At 62.7% G+C, this 18561-nt stretch carries 23 protein-coding genes and 1 pseudogene; 17 read left to right on the top strand and 7 right to left on the bottom strand.

The features are described from left to right. The first annotated feature begins 11 nt into the window (after nucleotides 1-11). Nucleotides 12-269 carry a PAAR domain-containing protein gene (locus PQB87_RS02380; RefSeq protein ID WP_080741844.1) on the top strand — a complete coding sequence of 86 codons (258 nt, stop codon included), beginning with the start codon at nucleotides 12-14 and terminating at the stop codon, nucleotides 267-269. Nucleotides 270-390: 121 nt separating this feature from the next. Here the strand turns inward: PQB87_RS02380 and PQB87_RS02385 are convergent, their stop codons facing one another. From PQB87_RS02385 to PQB87_RS02395, 3 genes are all read right to left on the bottom strand, one after another. Further along, on the bottom strand, nucleotides 391-1005 hold the full coding sequence (locus tag PQB87_RS02385) for a hypothetical protein (RefSeq protein WP_124536112.1): 615 nt from the start codon (nucleotides 1003-1005) through the stop codon (nucleotides 391-393). Between the two features lie 164 nt (nucleotides 1006-1169). Continuing rightward, nucleotides 1170-1904, bottom strand: coding sequence for a LytR/AlgR family response regulator transcription factor (locus PQB87_RS02390; RefSeq protein WP_027788530.1), 735 nt, complete (start codon nucleotides 1902-1904; stop codon nucleotides 1170-1172). Between the two features lies 1 nt (nucleotide 1905). After that, entirely contained in the window at nucleotides 1906-2991 is a 1086-nt protein-coding gene (locus tag PQB87_RS02395; protein WP_301826851.1) for a sensor histidine kinase, read from the bottom strand. A gap of 414 nt (nucleotides 2992-3405) precedes the next feature. On the opposite strand from PQB87_RS02395, the gene PQB87_RS02400 reads away from it, so the two are divergent. Next, nucleotides 3406-3948, top strand: a complete 543-nt coding sequence (locus tag PQB87_RS02400) for a hypothetical protein (protein ID WP_113046980.1) — start codon at nucleotides 3406-3408, stop codon at nucleotides 3946-3948. Between the two features lie 349 nt (nucleotides 3949-4297). Next, entirely contained in the window at nucleotides 4298-4501 is a 204-nt protein-coding gene (locus tag PQB87_RS02405) for a hypothetical protein (RefSeq protein ID WP_027788527.1), read from the top strand. Nucleotides 4502-4560: 59 nt separating this feature from the next. Here PQB87_RS02405 and PQB87_RS02410 read toward each other — a convergent pair whose 3' ends face one another. Then, entirely contained in the window at nucleotides 4561-5361 is an 801-nt protein-coding gene (locus PQB87_RS02410; protein ID WP_021161832.1) for a transporter substrate-binding domain-containing protein, read from the bottom strand. 176 nt (nucleotides 5362-5537) lie between these two features. On the opposite strand from PQB87_RS02410, the pseudogene PQB87_RS02415 reads away from it, so the two are divergent. The 9 genes and pseudogenes from PQB87_RS02415 to PQB87_RS02455 all read left to right on the top strand — a co-directional run. Next, a pseudogene (locus PQB87_RS02415) lies at nucleotides 5538-5672 on the top strand (RHS repeat-associated core domain-containing protein); the annotation flags it as partial. A gap of 525 nt (nucleotides 5673-6197) precedes the next feature. Continuing rightward, entirely contained in the window at nucleotides 6198-6506 is a 309-nt protein-coding gene (locus PQB87_RS02420; RefSeq protein WP_489242516.1) for a hypothetical protein, read from the top strand. Nucleotides 6507-7095: 589 nt separating this feature from the next. Then, on the top strand, nucleotides 7096-7521 hold the full coding sequence (locus tag PQB87_RS02425) for a hypothetical protein (RefSeq protein WP_489242517.1): 426 nt from the start codon (nucleotides 7096-7098) through the stop codon (nucleotides 7519-7521). A gap of 260 nt (nucleotides 7522-7781) precedes the next feature. Further along, nucleotides 7782-8105, top strand: coding sequence for a DUF7716 domain-containing protein (locus PQB87_RS02430; protein ID WP_021161827.1), 324 nt, complete (start codon nucleotides 7782-7784; stop codon nucleotides 8103-8105). Nucleotides 8106-8197: 92 nt separating this feature from the next. Then, complete coding sequence (locus PQB87_RS02435) at nucleotides 8198-8974, top strand: hypothetical protein (protein WP_489242518.1); 777 nt, start codon at nucleotides 8198-8200, stop codon at nucleotides 8972-8974. Between the two features lie 103 nt (nucleotides 8975-9077). Beyond that, a complete protein-coding gene (locus tag PQB87_RS02440; RefSeq protein ID WP_489242519.1) occupies nucleotides 9078-9566 on the top strand; it encodes a DUF4265 domain-containing protein in 489 nt (162 codons plus the stop codon). An 82-nt stretch (nucleotides 9567-9648) separates the two neighbouring features. Then, nucleotides 9649-10059, top strand: a complete 411-nt coding sequence (locus PQB87_RS02445; RefSeq protein ID WP_489242520.1) for an SMI1/KNR4 family protein — start codon at nucleotides 9649-9651, stop codon at nucleotides 10057-10059. Continuing rightward, complete coding sequence (locus tag PQB87_RS02450) at nucleotides 10056-10421, top strand: immunity protein Imm33 domain-containing protein (protein WP_489242521.1); 366 nt, start codon at nucleotides 10056-10058, stop codon at nucleotides 10419-10421. The genes PQB87_RS02445 and PQB87_RS02450 overlap by 4 nt, the downstream gene beginning before the upstream one ends. After that, on the top strand, nucleotides 10418-11113 hold the full coding sequence (locus tag PQB87_RS02455; protein WP_489242522.1) for a DUF7716 domain-containing protein: 696 nt from the start codon (nucleotides 10418-10420) through the stop codon (nucleotides 11111-11113). Before PQB87_RS02450 ends, PQB87_RS02455 begins: the two co-directional genes overlap by 4 nt. Nucleotides 11114-11205: 92 nt before the next feature. Here PQB87_RS02455 and icmH read toward each other — a convergent pair whose 3' ends face one another. From icmH to tssJ, 3 genes are all read right to left on the bottom strand, one after another. Continuing rightward, on the bottom strand, nucleotides 11206-11988 hold the full coding sequence (gene icmH, locus PQB87_RS02460) for a type IVB secretion system protein IcmH/DotU (RefSeq protein ID WP_059688446.1): 783 nt from the start codon (nucleotides 11986-11988) through the stop codon (nucleotides 11206-11208). Next, on the bottom strand, nucleotides 11985-13331 hold the full coding sequence (gene tssK / locus PQB87_RS02465) for a type VI secretion system baseplate subunit TssK (protein WP_011350756.1): 1347 nt from the start codon (nucleotides 13329-13331) through the stop codon (nucleotides 11985-11987). The genes icmH and tssK overlap by 4 nt, the downstream gene beginning before the upstream one ends. Before the next feature lie 102 nt (nucleotides 13332-13433). Next, nucleotides 13434-14045, bottom strand: a complete 612-nt coding sequence (tssJ, locus tag PQB87_RS02470) for a type VI secretion system lipoprotein TssJ (RefSeq protein WP_027788516.1) — start codon at nucleotides 14043-14045, stop codon at nucleotides 13434-13436. A gap of 373 nt (nucleotides 14046-14418) precedes the next feature. On the opposite strand from tssJ, the gene PQB87_RS02475 reads away from it, so the two are divergent. The 5 genes from PQB87_RS02475 (at nucleotide 14419) to tssE (ending at nucleotide 18555) form a co-directional block, all read left to right on the top strand. Continuing rightward, complete coding sequence (locus PQB87_RS02475) at nucleotides 14419-15054, top strand: tetratricopeptide repeat protein (RefSeq protein WP_489242523.1); 636 nt, start codon at nucleotides 14419-14421, stop codon at nucleotides 15052-15054. A 48-nt stretch (nucleotides 15055-15102) separates the two neighbouring features. Beyond that, entirely contained in the window at nucleotides 15103-15618 is a 516-nt protein-coding gene (tssB, locus tag PQB87_RS02480) for a type VI secretion system contractile sheath small subunit (RefSeq protein WP_027788514.1), read from the top strand. A gap of 15 nt (nucleotides 15619-15633) precedes the next feature. Continuing rightward, nucleotides 15634-17124: a type VI secretion system contractile sheath large subunit gene (gene tssC, locus PQB87_RS02485; protein WP_006477094.1), complete on the top strand. Its 1491-nt coding sequence runs from the start codon at nucleotides 15634-15636 to the stop codon at nucleotides 17122-17124. Between the two features lie 70 nt (nucleotides 17125-17194). Beyond that, nucleotides 17195-17698, top strand: coding sequence for an Hcp family type VI secretion system effector (locus PQB87_RS02490; protein ID WP_006477093.1), 504 nt, complete (start codon nucleotides 17195-17197; stop codon nucleotides 17696-17698). Between the two features lie 371 nt (nucleotides 17699-18069). Further along, the gene (tssE, locus tag PQB87_RS02495; protein ID WP_006477092.1) at nucleotides 18070-18555 is read left to right on the top strand and encodes a type VI secretion system baseplate subunit TssE; all 486 of its coding nucleotides are present in this window, start codon (nucleotides 18070-18072) and stop codon (nucleotides 18553-18555) included. Nucleotides 18556-18561: the final 6 nt, after the last annotated feature.

Raw genomic sequence — 18561 nt, forward strand, 5'->3', positions numbered from 1 at the left:
GATAACCGATCATGCGAGGAATCATTCGAGTGGGCGATGTTCACAGTCACGGCGGTTATGTCGAGACGGGCGCGTCGAACAGCGATGTCATGGGGCGTGCGCCCGCACGTGTCGGTGACCGCTGCACGTGCCCGTTACATGGGCCGTGCGTCGTCGTCGAGGGCGACGGGCAGTTCGATATCGAGGGGGCGCATGCGGCGTTCGAAGGTCACAAGACCTCATGTGGTGCCGTTCTGATTTCATCGTTGCCGACTTCGGGGCGCTCGTGATTCGAACGACCGGGACGGCCGAGTCGAGGTGACAGCGGGTTCGGCCCGGTTACCCGCCACGCTGTCCAGCGAAGGGCTGCGCGATGCATGGCGCAGCCCTTCGTCATTCCCGCGCGGCCCTTCAGTTGGCCGGCTGAGCGGCCGTCCCCGCACTCATCTGCACCACATGCGCGGCGCGCAGCGTATCGCCAAACATCTTTCCCATCGCCGCACCGCACTTTTTCGCGAAGCTGTCCGAATCGAGACATGTCTCCCCATCGGCGCGCGCCTTGTAGATCGGTTTGATCGTGTAGCGGGTACCGCCCGGCTTGTCGCCGGTCGCCGGGACGAGGGTTGTCGTCACATTCGATACCTCCATTTGCCACGTCGCGCTGATGGGCGTGCCGTTACGCGTGGTCCCGGACTCCGTGAACAGGCGGATCGTATGACTCGGCCTCATGGCCCGCAGTGCCGCAGGTACCGGATTCACGAACTTCATCTCGTCCAGCTCGACGATTCTCGTCGGCACACCGGCCAGTGCAGCCTGGATGCCTTCACCCAGTCCGGCGAGATACGCGTGCCCTTCGCTGCCGTACTCGGGCCTGTCGAATGCCTTGCCGTCCACGACGACCAGGATCGCGGTCGCTTCTGTCGGCGCGATGCCCGCGGTGTTTTCGCCGATGAGATCAGGCGTGGCGACGCAGCCGCTTACGAGCGTTGCAACCACGCATGTCGTTAATCCACGCAGTGTTTTCATCGTTTCAGCGCCGGCTAGTGGGGAGGGTGTCTTGTCGACTTGGGGCAATACAGCCGAGTGCAACCTGATCGCGCGATTGTGTTGGATGGTGTGCGGTTTGACAACGTGTCGTTCACGCGTGGTCGGAACGTAACCTTGTTAAGCGTGCCGCAAGCAGACGCCCCTCACATCTGCCTGAACAACCCCGCATACGCACGACTGACGGGCAGCATTTCCCGCTGCCCATGCACGCGAATCCGCAACCGTCCCAGCAGATCGCGCTCGATGCGATCGATCGCTGCATACGCAACGATCACGCCGCGATGCACCTGCGCGAACCGCTCCGGATCGAGCCGCTGCATCAGCTCCTTCAGCGGCGTGCGAATCACGAGCCGTTCGCCAGCCGTGACGACTTCCGTGTATTTCTCCGATGCCTGGAAATACAGCACATCGTCGACCGATACGAGCCGCGTCGCATCCTTCACGCCTACCGTCAGCCAGCGGATCGGCACCGCTTCTCTTGCTTGCGCCGCCTGCGCGAGCGCATCGGCCTGCGCAAGCGCCGGCCCGCCGCGCTGAAGCTTCGCGATACACCGCAGCAGCCGCTCGTCCGTCACCGGCTTCAACAGGTAGTCGACGGCCGCGCGATCGAACGCATCGACCGCATATTCGTCGTAGGCCGTGACGAACACGACATGCACGTCCGGCGCCAGCGCGGCCAGCTTCAACCCGTCGATGCCGGGCATCCGGATGTCGAGGAACGCGATGTCCGGGCGTGGCGACGCGTTCAGCGCGGCCAGCGTTTCGATGCCGTTGCGCGGCATCGCAACGATTTCCAGTTCGGGCCAGAGCTGCCCCAGCCGCTGCGCGAGCGAGGCGGACAGGTTCGGTTCGTCGTCGGCGATGAGGGCGGTCGGCATGTCAGTCGATCGGGATCAGCAGGGTAGCGGTGACGCCATGCGCGGCGGCGGCGTTCGTTTCGACGCAGACGCGGCCGCGCTCGCCGTGTAGTGTCCGGATGCGCGCCGCGACGTTGGCGAGCCCGACGCCGCCATGCAGGCGCGTGTCGCTTTTACCGAGGCCGACGCCCGTATCGATCACGTTGAGTTCGAGTTTGTCGCCACGCATCCTGCCGCGAATCACGATTACGCCGCCGTCGATGGACGGTTCGATCCCGTGCAGCAGTGCATTCTCGACGAGCGGTTGCAGCAGCAGCGGCGAGAACGGCAGCGCGTGCAGGTCTGCCGGCACGTCGATCGTATAAGAAAGCCGCTCGCCGAGCCGGATCGATGCGATCTTCAGCAGTGCTTCAACGAGTTCGAGTTCCTCGCCGAGCGTTGACGTCGCATCGCGCGTGCGCCGCAGGCTCGCGCGCAGGTAGCGGTTCAGGCTGTCGAGCATCGTCGATGCGCGGGCCGGGTCGCGCTCGATCAGGCTCTGCACGTTCGCGAGCGTATTGAACAGGAAGTGCGGCTCGATCTGCGCCTGCAGCAGTGCCAGGCGCGCGGCGGTCTCGGACTGGCGCGCTTCGGCGGCTTCGCGGCGCTCGGTCTCGAGCGTCGCACGCATGCGCATCGATTGCAGGAACAACGATACGCACACGAACAGGATCGCCGAGATGAGCAACGACGGCCCGTAGTTGTCCCACGTTCCGAGGCGGGCACGCCCGAACACGTGCGGCACGTTCCCGCGGACGATCGCTGCCGATATCTCGAAACCGATGAGCACGCTGGCCGGCGCAACCACGACGGTCTTCAGCGCGAGCCCCGGCTTGCGCGGCAGCAGCCGGTCGGCGGCGTGGCTGAACAGCAGCGCGCAGAAGCCGATCGTGTTGGCGACGACGAGGTAGGGCAACAGCGGTTCGTTGAAATGGATCGCCCAGAACCCGAGGCCGACGACCGAGTTGAAGCACGCGAACGCGAGCAGCGCGGACGGATCGCGCAGCCGCGGCGGCGGGGCGCCGGCGGGTGGCTGCGGAATCGGCGACGGGTCGGACGTGGCTCGCATGGTGTCGGGTGAAGGTGGGCGCGCGATGCGCCGATGGCCTGACCTTACTGCCGGACCGGCCGATAACGCGCGCGTTGCGACGAACGGCGCGCGGCTTCGACGAAGCGCTTCGGCTGCCGACGGTTGGCCGGTTTCCGCCACGAGTGTAGTGGAAGGTGCTGCGGAAGGACACGGGGTGTTGCCGGTTGCGCGTCGAGCACGAAGCGCCGGCCGGCGGGGGAGCGTGGACCATTCAGCTCGGACGTCGCCGGCGGCCGGATTCGGTGGCGCGTCATTCGTTCCGATTCGCCGGACGATCATCGCCGCGATGCGCAACTCGTCCGCAAATTCCGGCCGCCCGTCGCAAGCCGTGCCGTCCGCCTGAGCGGCGCAGTACGGTGTTGCCGTGTCCACTCCGACCAGGCGACTTCGACCATGTCCGCGCTCCTTCACCTGAAGCCTTACGTGTACGTAATGTTCTGCGTGCTGCTCTACATCGGCATCAAGCGCTGTTTCCCGCGCGAGGTACCGGCGGCCCGACCGCTGATCTCGCCGGTGGCGTTCGGGATGCTCGGCATCGTCAGCCTGAACGGGCTTTTTCCGCATGCCGGCATCGACGCGAACGCGATTGCGCTGGCGGCCGTCCTGGGCGGCGCAGCGCTGGGCTGGCTGCACGCGAGTCGGTGGCGGCTCGAGTATCGTCCGGCGTCGTCGGGCCTGCGCGTGCGCCTGCCCGGCGACGCCAGCCTGCTCGTCACGCTGATGCTGACGTTCGTCGCCGAGACCGGCATCCATTACGCGGTCGCCGTGCACGCGGCGTGGGCGGCGACGAGCGGCTTCGTGATGCTGTCGTTCGCGGTATGGGGCGTGCTCGTCGGGATGACGCTCGGGCGCGCGGTGAACGTGGTCGTGCGCTGCATGCGCCATGCGAGCGGATCGGCAAGCGGCGGGTTCCCGTATTCGGCCGACCCGCGATGAAGGGCGCGAAACAACCGGCGAGCAGGTAACCGCCGGCCGAGCATGCGATCCGTCTTCGTCAATTGGATCGGCATCGAATCGAAGCGGCATGTAACGCGCGCTGTCTTGCGCCCCGTTTTCCTGTCATGGTCGCGTCATGGTGCGCCCATAACGTTGCACGTTCCCGTCGCGGCGGCATCGCCGGAGCCGGGACGTGCGCAACCCGCTCGCGACGACGTGCCCGCGTCGCAGGCAGGCCCGCCGGGATCTCGCTCCCGGCGGCGCGGCAGTCATGCCACGCGCCATTACATTCGAAAATACGATCGACGCCGGTTCGAACCGGATCGCGGACGATCAGGAGACAGGGACCATGCTGAGCCCGCATGAATTCTCGATGCTGTTGCGCGTTGCACGTGCGCCGGACAGCGTCGATCCGTCGAATCCGGCTTTTGCCGTGCTGGTCGAGAAGCGGCTGGTCGACGATACGCAGATGCGCATGAACGCCGTGGCCGCGCGCCCGGCGCTGACACCGGTCGGCCAGATGCTGCTGGCGCGCTTCGACGAAGCGGCTTGAGGGGACGCGTCACGCATTCACCGAAACGAATGGTGTGACGCGTTGAAGTGTCGGGCCGCTTACTGCGCGACCGGCACGGTCACATCGCTGCCGAACCAGTGCATCGAGATCTTCTTCAGCGTGCCGTCCTTGTGCAGCGAGTCGAGCGCGTCGTTGATCGCCTTCTCGAACTTCGGGTTGCCCTTGCGGAACGGGATCGCCATTTCCTGCTTGCCGCCGTTCAGCACTGCGCCCGCGCGCAGCGGCAGGTTCGACGTCTTGATCATGTACGGCAGCATCAGGCGGTCGTCGAGCGTCGCCTCGATCCGGCCGGCGGCGAGGTCGCGCAGTTTCTCCGGCGCGCCCGGATACGTCTGCACCTCGATGCCCGGCACGGTGCGCGCCATCTGGTCGTAGTTGGTGCCGAGCGTCACGCCGAGCTTCTTGCCCTTGAAATCGTCGAGCGACTTGAAGTTGCGCGTGTCGTCCTTGCGCTGGATCAGCTGGGCGGCCGAGTACGTGTACGGCTCGCTGAAGTCGAGCGCTTCCTTGCGCTGCGGCGTGATCGTGACCTGGTTGACGATCACGTCGAACTTGCCGGCCTGCAGGCCGGCGATGATGCCGCTCCATTCGGTCGGGATGAACTGCGTCTTCACGCCGAGCTTGCCGGCGACGGCGTTCGCGACGTCGACGTCGAAACCCTCGAGCTGGCCGGACGTGCCGCGCGAGTTGAACGGCGGGTACGTGCCCTCGAGGCCGACGCGCAGCACGCCGGCTTTCTTGACCGAGTCGAGCAGGTCGTCGGCGTGCGCGGCGACGGCCGTGAAGCCGAGGGCCGACGCGAGCAGCAGGCCCGACAGCAGGAACTTCGAACGTTTCATCGCAGATCTCCAGAGGTCAGTGTCGTGTGTGGTGAGCGCCGGGTATCGGTCGAACCCGGGGGCGGCCGGAATACGGGCATGTAGACACTACTCGCAACCGCGCCGCGCCGGAAGTCGAATTGGCCCTGATTGAGATCGATTTCAGCAGGGCGGGGGCGGCCGGCCGCGTGATTGGCGTGTGGGAGGCGTCGTACAAGGCGTGGGGAGTCGCGCAAGAAGTTGTTGCGCGGGTATCGCGAGTGACGGGCGAAATCACTCGAAATTCACTCCGATTTCAGGGTCAGCAAATTGATGATGAAAGTGGATTGCACGGAGTTGGACGCCTGGACGCGGATTGGCTGGCCTGCTGCAAGCCGTTCGTTGATCGTCGACCGGTTCAGCGTCCGGGCACCAGTTGCTTGATCAGTGCCGGGTCAAGGTTCAAGCCGTCGTGCCTGGTTCAATCGTCACTTCATCCTTGCGTTTGCGTGGCCTAAAAGTGGTTCCTTGGCTCTCGGTTTATGCCTCACACAAAAGATCGGATAAGCTCCTGCCCGTCGGTCTGGATAGACGGCCTTGTTGCCGACTACGCCGTCGTCGCTGATCTCGATCCGCAGTGAGTCGAAAAAATAGTCGCATGCATACATCGCGAAGAAATTGGAACGCTTTCATTCCAATGAGTGAATTTTCATTTTTAAGCCTATGTGTCGCCGCGGGTCTCGCCGTCGCGTGGTCGATAATTTTTATGCGAAAAATTACGAGGCAAAAGAAAATCACCTGGGGTGATGTCAAGACGTGGATCAGGAACGTCATCGATTCGCTCTAGTTGCGAATGGGAAACGACAATAGGATGAGACATGGGCCGGATACTGTGTAAATCGCATGGCGCAACCGGGGTGATACATGTTTCAAGCGATATTGCCGCCGACATGAAAACGGACGCGAGGCGCTTGAAGATTCTCCGTTACGACATCGACTGGCTGGGAGACGGACTCGCCGACATTTCGTACTTTGTTTCGACCGAGGTCGCGAAACAGTTCGGTTTGCCGGAGCCTGGTGATGCGCCGTTTGGATCGGATTTCGAGGATCAGCATGCGGCCGTCTTCGACGGGCTCGTTGTTGTTTGCGACAAGTGTTTTGGCGAGTATCAGAGCAGAGCTGTTTGACCGGTTGGGCTCATCATGTACTGGCCATGTGGCGAAGCGAGCCTACGGATGGGGAGTCGATATCGAAGCCGACAAGGCGACGTGGCGTCGGACACGTTAACTGGCCGACAGCGCCGAGCCTCGAAGTATTGCCATCGAAGTGCTGCGGATTCCGGGTACCCGCCTGAAGCCGGAACTTAGCGCCGTCGGTCTCCTCGATTCGCAGTGAGTCGAAGAGCAATACCTGATGCATCGCGTCAAGCGGACGGTTCTGCCAACTCAGCGCTTTGGCGATCCCCCTTCAGTAACCGTGTCGATGAGGTCGGGTGATACATCGATGCCATAGTGCCGGCTAGAGACCTCTGGACCTCACGTACACTCATGTCGCATGCATACATCGCGAAGAAATTGGAACGCTTTCATTCCAATGAGTGAATTTTCATTTTTAAGCCTATGTTTCGCCGTGGGTCTTGCCGTCGTGTGGTCGATAATTTTTATCGGAAAAATTACGACGCAAAAGAAAATCGCCTGGGGTGATGTCAAGACGTGGATCAGGAACGTCGTCGATTCGCTCTTTGGGATGGGATAGTGCGACTAGCGTGCCGACGGGGTGCTGCAGACCGTCGGCCTATACACGCCTCGCCTGAACCTGATGGTCGCGATCCGGCATTGCGAGCGCACATCTTTGAGATATATGACGACTCACTACCCATCCCTCGAAGCGGCTTTTCGGGATCGTCCGGTCCGGATTGCGGACTGGGGATACTTCATATGCTGCGAGGCGGACCTGACTGCATCGGGTGTCGAATTCTTCGACGATGTGGAAGACCCGGGGCATTGTCGGCGCGCAGCGTTCACGGGAAGCGGTGGGTGCCTCGTCGTGCTGACCGTCTACGGCGATCCCAAAGTCAATGAAGTCGTGTTCGCGTCCGATGCGAAAATTGCAGGGAAAAGCGATTTGCTGAACACGCTGCCGGAACCATTCCACCGATGGGTCGACATGTTCGAGGTCGTTTATTTCGGTCAACCTGTTTGAGAGGCAGGCCGCAGCGGGCAGCCAACATGTTGTTCAATCGCCCCGGCAAAAAAATGGTGGCAGGTTTCGCCCCTCGCTTCATTGGCATAATCACGACCTTTTGCGGTATCGTGCGCGAGCGCTGATGTCCGATTCCGTGATGCTGACGAACTACGTACGCGCTTTGCGGCGCTCACACGAATCTACCGACGATATCGCACGTGCATGTCACGACGCCGTGCCATCCGCGCCTCCAAACGTTACTCCCACCCCTACAACCGATGCTCGCAACAACCGACCTGACGACCACAGTCAGCCTGAAGCAGATCCTCGAAACGCCCGGCGACTTCTCTGGTTGGCTCCATCTGCCGCCGAAGCCGTGGACGCTCGATACAGAGGGCGCATTCTCGGCAGACGCGCAACATGCCGAAGACGATGCATCGTCCTCGATCGCGCTGCAACCCGACTGGAGCATCACGCTGAACAGTGCGACGATCGAAGATATCGTGATCAACGCCCACGACCAAATCGACGAACCGAGCGTTTCGCAGTTGCTCGACGCATTCGTCTTTTACGTAGAGAACGATGAATTCATCCTGTTCTGACGACGTGGTTTGCCACACGTCGTTTTGAAGTCCTGGCGGGACATCCTGATTGCAGCCAATCCGCTCGTTCGATTTCTCGAGGAGGATGCATTTTGGGCACCGCCTATCTCGGTCGTCCAGCGGCCCATTACGTTGTCCGGGATGCGATGGTCGCAAGTCGTTTAGCGACCGATGACTCCATCGACGATTTCGGTGAATTCAAGTGCCGGCATGCGGCTGACAGAGAGACGCGAGACCGCTATCGTTCGCAATCGATTCGACAAGGCGCCATGTCGCCGGGAGGCACGATGCACAATCGGGATCTGAAGCAGTTCCTCGTCGAAATTCGCGACACTGTGGGCGTGCACGCAAGCATCGGCGCACCTGCGCCCGATCATGCAATGCACGCGAGTTCCCTCTCCGTGAGCGATGAAATTGCCGCATGGTTCAGCGCACTCGACGATGTCGATCTGTCGATTCCCTGGACCGCTGACGACCTCCTGTTGTACCGCAACCAGGCGAGTCTCGCGCGTGGCCAGACCGGCTATCGTGTCGACGCATCTGGCCGGCGTCTGTCCGGATGGCACGACGACTGGATCGTGCTGGGTCAGATGGGCGGCGATCCCGTGATCGTCGTCCCGGGAGGCGATGTGCTGTTCGACCGCCACGGCGCGGGCTCCTGGGCACCATCGCGCGTTGCGTCATCCCTCACGCACTTCGCCCACGCGCTGTGTATCTGGTGCGAGTTGTACGTTGGAAGGTACTCACGCGATATCTTCGACGACACGTATGAAATCCGCCCGGCATTCCTTGCTGAAGTCCGGGCGCGGATAGGCGAGGCGCTGCCCGATGCGGAAGCGGTGGTGTTCCTGGAGATGGTCGGCGGGTGAGTGCGGGCGAGCAGTCTCGAGCAATGCGGAGACCAATACGCAGGCAGCCCAGGGTGACACAAGTGATTGACTGAAGCACGGTCTTACTTACGGCGAGAACGAAATGCTTGACCCCGACCAGGATGACGACCTGATCCACGTCTACGCAGGTAGCTCCGGAGATGCACCGGTTCATGAAGAACTTCCCGCGCGTCAGATCGAGCCGGGCATCTACGAATTGCTGGCATCGCCCGGCCTGGCGCTGAATCTCGCGAAAGGCGATCTTGTCCGCATGGATGACCCCGATCGTCCTGCCACGGTGCTGAAGCGCGGCGGAAACTACTGCATCCAGATCTATGGCGACGCGATTCCGGATCGCGACATCGACCGGCTTGCGCATGAGGTCGAATCCGGACTGGGCGGTACGCTCGACGGTCGTTACGGCGGCTCGCTCGCGTTATCGGTGCCGTCCGGTGCGGGAGGCGAGCGAATTCGTACCGTCTTCGACGGCTTCACGGCAAGAACCGGCCTTGCCTGGTACTACGCGAACATCTACCGGAACTTCGAGGATCCGGACGACGAAACGCTGCTCGACTGGTGGCTCGAGTCGTGACGCGCAAAATCGAACACGTGCATGTCGGGGATGCCGACAGGAAGATCAACCGATGACCCGCACACCGACCATCGGCACGACCGTGGCCGAAATCGAAGCAGCCGAAACCTCACTCGGCCGCGCGTTGCCGCATTCGTTCGCGACATGGCTGCTGCTCAACAACGGCAGGTCACTTGGCGGATTGTCCGTGTTCCCCGTCTTCGATGCGCGCAATCCGCGCAGGACGTGGAATTCGATCGTGCGGCGCTACGACGAAGACTGGCGCGCGTGGCGAGACAATTTCGACCATACGGATGCCGATTTCTCGCACTTGTTGCCGTTTGCCGAGTTCGGGACAGGTGACTACTACTGCTTTGACTACGACCGGACAGGGGCATCGTGCGAGCCGGCCGTCGTCCTTTGGTCGCATGAGACGGGCGAGACGACGCCGGTATCCGACGGTTTCACGGCTTTTCTGTCGATGCAGGACGGCATGGAGGGGGGTGGGAAATGAACCTGACGGATGATCCGGCCGAGTGGCGTGAACGCCAGGAGGCCGTGTGTGCGCGATACGCTCTGCGCGCTGCCGAACCCGGGCACAAGGTCGCGGTCGCGATATCGACGCTCGGGCGGATGCCTGTCTATGGCACGCGCATCGCGCTGTCGGAAGGCGATGACATCGGCTGGTTTTTCCACTGCGGCGAATATTCGGACGCGCCCGATTTCTACCGGCCGCTGCACGCCGCACATCTGCCCACCTACCTGCCGCTGGTCTTGCCCTACTTGATGCTGCCGCCCGGCGCGCGTTTCATCATCGACGACGCCGGCTACGAAGACGTCTGGATGGATTTGCCCGGAAACGAGGCGTCGCGGTGAGTGCGCGGCAGACCTTTCGCAAGGCGCTGATGCTGCTCGATCATGGCATGACGGATCGAGGCGAAGCCGTGCTGCATCTTGCGCTGACCGAGGCCGAGCAGGAGGGCGATCGCGTTGCACTCGCCCAGTCGCTCGTCGCGCTGGGCGACCTGATGTGCGAGACGTCACGCAGTGGATCGGCGCGTCCGTTCCTGGAGCGGGCGCTTGCGGCGGCACGAGACCTCGATGCCGGCCTGCTTGCGTGCGAGCGTGACAGGGCCGAACGATTGCTGGCGCGTATCGAATGCGAGCGCATCGGATTGCAGATTCGCGGCCCGGAAGATTTCAAGGACAGGACGTTCACGCTTGCCGACTTCATCACGGTTGTGCGAGCGAAGGCCGAACGGCCGGAGGGCTACGATCCGGCGTGGCAATACGATGTGTATGGAAATGACGGCGATGCAGACTGGTGTCCGCGGCAGACGATCTATATCGGCGACAAGGTACAGGTCGACGACGACGATCGCGAGCGCTACCCCGAGCGGGTCACCGAGCTCGGTTACGTATTCCGCTACTCGTGCGAGCACTTCCAGGACGTCGTCGATCAGGCCTGTCGTCAGAAACCGGGCGCATCGATCGACGACCTCGTCCGCTGTCTCAACCACTTCGATCGTCACGACGACTTCCTCGATCTGGATTCGAACGGCGAGTAGCCGCGAGCACGACGAACGGGACGTCGCAACAAAAAAGGACCGCCGGGGCGGTCCTTTCTCATCGTGAAGCGAGGCCGAGAAACCTCCGCCCCTCAAGGCAGCGAAATCGTCAAATTGGCCGACTCCGGCCCGACCTTGATGACCTGCGAATAAGGCGCCAACGCCTGCAGCGTCTTGTCCTTCAGATACGTATTGAGCCCGAGATACCCGAGCAGCGCCACCAGCGCAAAAACCGCCCCGATCGCCCAAACCGGCACTTCGCGTTTGAGTCGATGCGCGATCTGATCCGGCAACGGCCAATGCGGCGCGAACGGCGCCCGCTTGCCCTTCATATGCGCGATCTCGTCCCCCAGCCGCGCGGTGAGGTAAGCCAGCTTCTCCGGCCCTTCGAGCAGATACTTGCCCTGGAACCCGAGCAGCAGGCACATATGAAACACCTCGAGCGACTGCAGCCGCGCCGCACCCTGCGCGCGACCTTCCTCGAGATACTGAAAGAACTTCTCCCCCGCGAGCTGCTCGCCGAACAGCACGAGCTGCAGCGGCCGGCGTTCCCAGTCCGCGCGGATCTTGAACTGCGACGACAGCACCATCTCGTCGATGGCCGCGCAGAACGCGAACTTCGCGCCGTACACATCCTCGGCCGCGATATTCAGCTTTTTCGCGCCGCGCTCGAAGTCCGACAGGAATTCCTGGATCCGCGTGCTGAACTCGCTCGCGCTATCCGGCTCCCGCCTGTTCTTGAGCAGGAACAGCATGAAGAACCCGTCGTACAGCAGGTCGAGCAGCGAACGGGCCTGGAACGAGGCATCCGTCGACGCCGGGGTATGCAGGGGAGGCGGCGCGTTGTCGCCGAACAGGGAAGGCGCGTAGCTCATGATGTGACCGCGATCAGTTCGAACTTCAGGTCATTGATGCCAGTCGGCGCATAGATCATCGCGGACTGGGCCTGCAGCATGCGCTCGTACAGCGCGCCGCGCGAATCGAGCGCGAAGTAGCAGGCGCCGGGGCGCACCGGAATCGCGGGCGGCACCTGCGGCGTATACGACAGCCGCACGCCGGGCATGGCCGACAGCACGAGCTTGTCGACGTCGTCGGGCGCACCGACCTTGAAGCGGGCCGGCACCGCATCGACGAGCTCGACGCTCGGCATGTCCGCGGACACCGCGAGGTAGAACTCGGTCTTGTCGTCGATCTTGCCGGAATCGAGGCGGCCGAGGTGGAACGACGGGCGCACCTCGTCGAGCGTGATCGCGAAGTAGCGCGTCGAGATCACGGTGTCGAGCAGCTCGCGCAGCATCAGGTCGAGACGCGCAAAGCTCGGGCCCGGATCGTCGTGGCGGTACACCGGCAGGTCCGCGAGCGTGTAGCCCTTCGAGAACGTCATCAGCTGGCCCGCGAGGCGCAGCAGTTCCTGGAACAGCCGCTCGGGATGCAGCGCCGAATGCTGGTGCAGGTGCGCGAGCGTCGCGAACGCGGCGTTCGCGGTGTGCAGCAGCCAGAACGACGCGATGTCGCCCGAGCGGAATTCGATGATGTTCTTCGACGGCTCGCGGTGAAAGCCGTACAGCGCGTTCACCTTCGCCTGCAGCGCATCGACGAGCTGGCGCAGCCGCTGGTGCAGGATCGGCGACGCGTCGATCGCGAGGCACGGCGGCACGAAGCTGTCGTCGATCTCGAAACCGGACGTCGCGGTGCGGCGCACGCGTACGAGCGGCACCGACAGCAGCTGGTCGCGCGGTTCGCTGTGCGCGATCAGCTTGACCTGCGTCTTCAGGAACGTGATGTCGGCTTCGGCTGCGTCGGTGAAATTGTCGCCGACGCTGGTCTGCTCGCTGACGAAACGCGTCATGAAGCCGGCGGCCGGATCGTCGCTGTAGTTGGTGCCGTTCTCGCGCAGCGGGTGCAGCGCGAGATAGAACACGAATTCGTTGATGCCGTCAGGCAGCGTGTCCAGCGCGATCGGCGGCGGCAGGTCGTCGGCCTGCGGCGCGGCATACAGCGCGCCGTCCGGGAACACGAGCGCGAGCTCGGCCACCCGCAGCACGTTGCTGCCGAGCGCGTCGCGGTCGATGCGCACCGAGCGCACGCCCCAGTTGTACGGCTGGATCGCCTGGATCGATTCGAACAGGCGCGCTTCGTGGTACGCGTCCTGTCGCTGAAAGTGTTGAGGCCGGAGGAACAGCCCTTCCCCCCACAGCACCTTGGCCGAATAACTCATGTCAAATCCGGTTAATGTCGCGTTGCGATGTAATCGATTCGTTCGTGCCCGAATTAAATCGCCAATTGTTAACTCTTGTTAATTGACATTCGTGCGTCATGTTTAACCGCAGGAGACCGAAGAAAGCAAATTCAGCGGTTGCGAAGGCGCACCCTGTTGCGGTGCGATGACGGTGCCATCGGTGACCGTCATCGCGCAATTATGCAGGCCGATGATTATGCCGGATTTCTCCGACTTCACCGGATCGAACGTCAGTTTCCATCGTTGTAGTGCGGGATCGCGGAACAGCGCGACGATGCCGAACGCTTGCGCTTCGCGCGAAACCTTTTCGGTTGCCGTATAGCGCTGGCCCGGAATCAGCGTGATTTCACGCACGTTCAGCAAATCCGCGCCCAGCGCGGCTTTTTCCTTGGTCGGATCCGTAAATGCGTCGAACGGCGCCTGCTGGAACGACGTCGGGTCCTTCAGCGTATAGAGCCGCACGACGAGCGCGAGCGGCTTGTTGTCGGTCGCGGCGTTCAGGTTCGGCGCCGCGGCGAGCGTGATGCCGAGGCTGCGCGGCGGCTTCTGCGCGTCGGGCACCTCGGGTTTGCCGATGCCGGCCGCGGACATCACGGCGCTCGCGGCCGAGCCGAGCAGCGGGGCGGCCGCGCATCCGGCCAGAAGGGCGCAGGCAACCAGCGGCAGCGCGTAGCGAATCATCAACGATCTCATCGTATTTCCGGCGTGCTGCCTTTATCCCTGTCAAATCTGCCGGGTATTTCCGCGCTCGTTGCGTATCCCCGGCATTGCACTGTTCAACTATTAAGCACGCCCGCGTCGTGGCGAGCGTCCGGAAATTTTTTCCGCCACCCCGGCGGCGCGTCGTGCAACCAGTAAAACTTGCCCATTCCGGCCGAAAGAAAAATCGCTGCGAGCCCGCGGCGAGCGGCCATTGGAGGGGGTAGCGCCCGGTTTTAAAAGGAATTACTCTTCACACGACGATTGAATTATGAAAAATTGATCGGTACTATACCCGCGCGCTTCTTGCAAAGCAAAAGAACCAGATTCTCAACGATTTAAAACTCACGCGCCGGTGGATATAACGATGAAAGACCGTCTCTTCGCAAAACTGTCTGGGGTAGTAGTGGCTTGCGGCGTGATCGCCGGTTGTGCGAGCCAGCCTCCCGCGCCGCCGACTGCAGAGGTGTTCAACAAGTCGCTGGCCGATGCGGACGCAGTTGCGAAGGCGGGGGACCAGGACAAGGCCCTCGGCCTGTATCAGCAGCTCGCGAAGTCGGATCCGACGCGCGAGGAGCCGTGGTCGCGCATCGCGCAAATCCAGTTCGCACAGAACCACTACGGTCAGGCAATCGTTGCCGCGCAGGAAGCGCTGCAGCGCGACGCGACCGACCGTCAGGCGAAGAGCGTGCTGGCCGTGGCCGGCCTGCGGATCGCGACGCAGTCGCTCGGCGAGCTGCGTCAGGATTCGTCGCTCGCGGGTGACGCGAAGTCCGATGCGCAGGCGCTCGCGAAGCAACTGCGCGACACGCTGGGCGAATCGGCGTTGTTCCCGCCGGAGACGAATACTCGCACCGGTGGCCGAATCAAGAAGACCCGCACGGTCGTGCACAAGAAGGTCACGACACCGGGTGCTGAAACCACCGCTACGGTGCCGCCGACGAACACGTCGTCGGGCGGCGCGGCGAAGGGCGGCGATCCGTTCGGCGCACTGCGCAACTAACTGACCGCAACTGACGCGATAACCACAACTAACCTGGGAGCCGTCGAGATGGCCAAGAAAGAAAGCATTCAGAAAAGCTTGCAGAAAATACGGCCGCCGCGCGTCCAATTGACCTATGAGGTCGAGAAGGGCGATGCGATCGAGGTGAAGGAGCTGCCGTTCGTCGTCGGGGTCGTTGGCGATCTGGCGGGCCAGTCCGAAATCGAGCAGCCGAAGCTGCGCGACCGCAAGTTCGTCAACATCGATCGCGACAATTTCGACGACGTGATGAAGGCGATCGAGCCGCGTGCCGCGTTCCAGGTGGAAAACCGCCTGAGCGAGGGGGGCGGCAAGTTTGCGGTCGACCTGAAGTTCCGTTCGCTGTCGGATTTCAGCCCGGACGAAGTCGTCGAACAGGTCGAGCCGCTGCGCCGCCTGCTCGAGGCGCGCTCGAAGCTCGCCGACCTGCGCAACAAGCTCGCCGGCAACGACAAGCTCGAGGATCTGCTGTCCGAGGTGCTGAAGAACACGCAGCAGCTGCAGGAGCTCGCGAAGGGCACCGGCGGCGACAAAGACGGCGAATGACGACGGAGTGTTGAGATGAACCAGCAAACGGCTGCGGCCCAAGCGAGCGGCGCGGAATACGCCGCCGGGACTTCGCTGCTCGACGACATCGTCGAGAAGAGCAAGGTCGCGAAATCCGATTCCGAGCATGCGCGTGCGAAGGACCTGATCGGCGAACTCGTGCACCAGGTGCTCGACGGCACGGTGATCGTGTCGGACAACCTGTCGGCCACGATCGACGCGCGCGTCGCGGAACTCGACCGCCTGATTTCCACGCAGCTTTCCGCGGTGATGCACGCACCGGAATTCCAGCGCCTCGAAAGCACGTGGCGCGGGATGGACTATCTGGTCAAGGAAAGCAACACCGGCCAGACGATCAAGATCAAGGCGCTGCACGCACCGAAGCGCGACCTCGTGCGCGACTTCAAGGGCGCGAGCGAATTCGACCAGAGCGCGCTGTTCAAGAAGGTCTACGAAGAGGAATTCGGCACGTTCGGCGGTTCGCCGTTCGGTGCGCTGATCGGCGATTACGAGATCTCGCGCCAGCCGGAAGACATGTACTTCATCGAGCAGATGTCGCACGTCGCGGCGGCCGCGCATGCGCCGTTCATCGCGTCGGCGTCGCCCGAGCTGCTCGGCCTCGAGTCGTTCTCCGACCTCGGCAAGCCGCGTGATCTCGGCAAGGTGTTCGACACGGTCGAATATGCGAAGTGGAAGTCGTTCCGCGACGCCGAGGATTCGCGCTACGTCGGCCTGACGCTGCCGCGCTTCCTCGGTCGCCTGCCGTTCAATCCGAAGGACGGCCAGACCGCGGAGAACTTCAACTTCGTCGAAGACGTCGACGGCACCGACCACGACAAGTACCTGTGGTGCAACGCCGCGTGGGCGTTCGCCGCACGCCTGACGGCCGCATTCGACGACTTCGGCTGGTGCGCGGCGATCCGCGGCGTCGAAGGCGGCGGCCTCGTCGAGGACCTGCCGACCCACACGTTCAAGACCGACGACGGTGAAGTCGCGCTGAAGTGCCCGACCGAAATCGCGATCACCGATCGCCGCGAGAAGGAACTGAGCGACCTCGGCTTCATTCCGCTCGTTCATTGCAAGAACTCGGATTACGCTGCGTTTTTCGCCGCGCAATCGGTGCAGAAACCGAAAAAATACAGCACCGACAGCGCGAATGCGAACGCCGTCCTGTCCGCCCAGCTTCAGTACATCTTCTCGGTGTCGCGCGTTGCGCACTACCTGAAGGCGATGATGCGGGACAAGATCGGCAGCTTCGCATCGGCGCAGAACGTGGAGACTTTCCTCAACCGGTGGATTTCGCAGTACGTCCTGCTCGACGACAACGCGTCGCAGGAACAGAAGGCGCAATTCCCGCTGCGCGAGGCATCCATACAAGTGTCGGAGATTCCGGGCAAGCCGGGCTCGTATCGTTCGGTCGCGTTCCTGCGCCCGCACTTTCAGCTCGACGAACTCTCGATTTCTCTGCGACTTGTCGCTGATCTGCCCAAACCGGCAAATTCATAAGCGAGTAAATCGCCCGGGCGGGCCGCCTGGGTAGGACGTTAAAACCACCTCTTTGGGGAGTCGAAGGGCCATGTTACATATGCACTTGCAGTTTGGTAGTCCCGCGGTGAAGGGCGAGTCCGCGGACAAGGACCACCAGGGCTGGATCGAACTGAAATCGTGGGATCACTCGATCGTTCAGCCGCGTTCGGCAACCGCATCGACCGCTGGCGGTCACACGATGACGCGTTGCGAGCACGGCGACATGATTTTCACGAAGGAAATCGATTCGTCGAGCCCGCTGCTGTACCAGCACGCTTCGGGCGGTACCACGTTCGACGAGGTGACGGTTCATTTCTCGCGCGCTGACGGTGAAGGCAAGCGCGTGCAGTATCTGGAAGTCAAGCTCAAGTACGTGATCATCTCGAGCATCGCCCCGAGCGTTCGCGAGGAAGGTCTGCCGCTCGAGACGTTCTCGCTGAAGTACGCAGCCGTGCAGTGGAAGCAAACCCAGCAGAAGATCGGCGGCAACCAGGGCGGCAACACGCAAGGCGCCTGGAGTCTGACGAAGAACGACAAGACCTACGCGGTCTAAGGTCGGTTGCGGCAACGGGGCGCTCGTCGTCCCGTTGCCGTTTTCGCTGTGAATCAGGGCCTGTTTCCGCTAATAACGGGCTTGCGCTGGCCCCCAGAAGGGCCGAGCGCAAGGATTGCGACGAAGCGAATACTCGACGTATTCGCGAGGAGCGTGACGCGGCGATCGGCCCTTCTGGGGGCCAGCCCCACGAATGATTTTTTCAAACAGGGGAACGTGCGTTGCCGGCCGTATTGCGGCGTCGTTCGTCGCTTGTCCCCCAAGGGGACTTCCTTCGGGGCGTTTGGCTCGGCCAAACGGCGCTCCTCACTCCTTGCACTACGACCGGCAACACACGTTCGCAAGCCCGTTATTAGCGGAAACAGGCCCTTATGAAACGATTCGAACCCAGTTTTCTCGACAAGCTGTTCGACGACGAACCGCACCTGCCGGCGTCGGCAGCGATGCGGCAATTGTCGCTGGACGAGCTCAAGAACACGGTCGCCCGCGACGTCGAGGCGATCCTCAACACCCGTATCGCCCACACCGAGAACGAGCTGGCCGCGCTGCCGGAGTGCCAGAAGTCGGTGCTGACCTACGGGCTGAACGATTTTGCAGGGCTGAGCCTGGCGAGTCACTACGACCGCGCGTTCATCTGCAAGTCGATCCAGCAGGCCATCGCGCGCCACGAGCCGCGCCTGCAGCAGGTGCAGGTGACGTTCGAGCTGAACGAGCAGGCCACCAACGCGCTTTATTTCGCGATCCAGGCGCTGCTCGTCGTGCACCCGGCCGAGGAGCCGGTGAGTTTCGACGCGATGCTGCAGCCGTCGACGCTGCAGTATTCGGTCACGCGCGCACGCGCCGCTAGAATGCAGTAAATCAAG

It is taken from the genome of Burkholderia sp. KL41, assembly GCF_057005415.2.

Coding starts and splice junctions, on each gene's coding strand:
- PQB87_RS02380 (WP_080741844.1), top strand. CDS start 12: ATGCGAGGAATCATTCGAGTGGGCGATGTTCACAGTCACGGCGGTTAT.
- tssE (WP_006477092.1), top strand. CDS start 18,070: ATGAAACGATTCGAACCCAGTTTTCTCGACAAGCTGTTCGACGACGAA.
- PQB87_RS02490 (WP_006477093.1), top strand. CDS start 17,195: ATGTTACATATGCACTTGCAGTTTGGTAGTCCCGCGGTGAAGGGCGAG.
- tssJ (WP_027788516.1), bottom strand. CDS start 14,045: ATGAGATCGTTGATGATTCGCTACGCGCTGCCGCTGGTTGCCTGCGCC.
- tssB (WP_027788514.1), top strand. CDS start 15,103: ATGGCCAAGAAAGAAAGCATTCAGAAAAGCTTGCAGAAAATACGGCCG.
- PQB87_RS02405 (WP_027788527.1), top strand. CDS start 4,298: ATGCTGAGCCCGCATGAATTCTCGATGCTGTTGCGCGTTGCACGTGCG.
- tssC (WP_006477094.1), top strand. CDS start 15,634: ATGAACCAGCAAACGGCTGCGGCCCAAGCGAGCGGCGCGGAATACGCC.
- PQB87_RS02450 (WP_489242521.1), top strand. CDS start 10,056: ATGAACCTGACGGATGATCCGGCCGAGTGGCGTGAACGCCAGGAGGCC.
- icmH (WP_059688446.1), bottom strand. CDS start 11,988: ATGAGCTACGCGCCTTCCCTGTTCGGCGACAACGCGCCGCCTCCCCTG.
- PQB87_RS02400 (WP_113046980.1), top strand. CDS start 3,406: ATGTCCGCGCTCCTTCACCTGAAGCCTTACGTGTACGTAATGTTCTGC.
- tssK (WP_011350756.1), bottom strand. CDS start 13,331: ATGAGTTATTCGGCCAAGGTGCTGTGGGGGGAAGGGCTGTTCCTCCGG.
- PQB87_RS02385 (WP_124536112.1), bottom strand. CDS start 1,005: ATGAAAACACTGCGTGGATTAACGACATGCGTGGTTGCAACGCTCGTA.
- PQB87_RS02420 (WP_489242516.1), top strand. CDS start 6,198: ATGGGCCGGATACTGTGTAAATCGCATGGCGCAACCGGGGTGATACAT.
- PQB87_RS02430 (WP_021161827.1), top strand. CDS start 7,782: ATGCTCGCAACAACCGACCTGACGACCACAGTCAGCCTGAAGCAGATC.
- PQB87_RS02395 (WP_301826851.1), bottom strand. CDS start 2,991: ATGCGAGCCACGTCCGACCCGTCGCCGATTCCGCAGCCACCCGCCGGC.
- PQB87_RS02410 (WP_021161832.1), bottom strand. CDS start 5,361: ATGAAACGTTCGAAGTTCCTGCTGTCGGGCCTGCTGCTCGCGTCGGCC.
- PQB87_RS02440 (WP_489242519.1), top strand. CDS start 9,078: ATGCTTGACCCCGACCAGGATGACGACCTGATCCACGTCTACGCAGGT.
- PQB87_RS02475 (WP_489242523.1), top strand. CDS start 14,419: ATGAAAGACCGTCTCTTCGCAAAACTGTCTGGGGTAGTAGTGGCTTGC.
- PQB87_RS02390 (WP_027788530.1), bottom strand. CDS start 1,904: ATGCCGACCGCCCTCATCGCCGACGACGAACCGAACCTGTCCGCCTCG.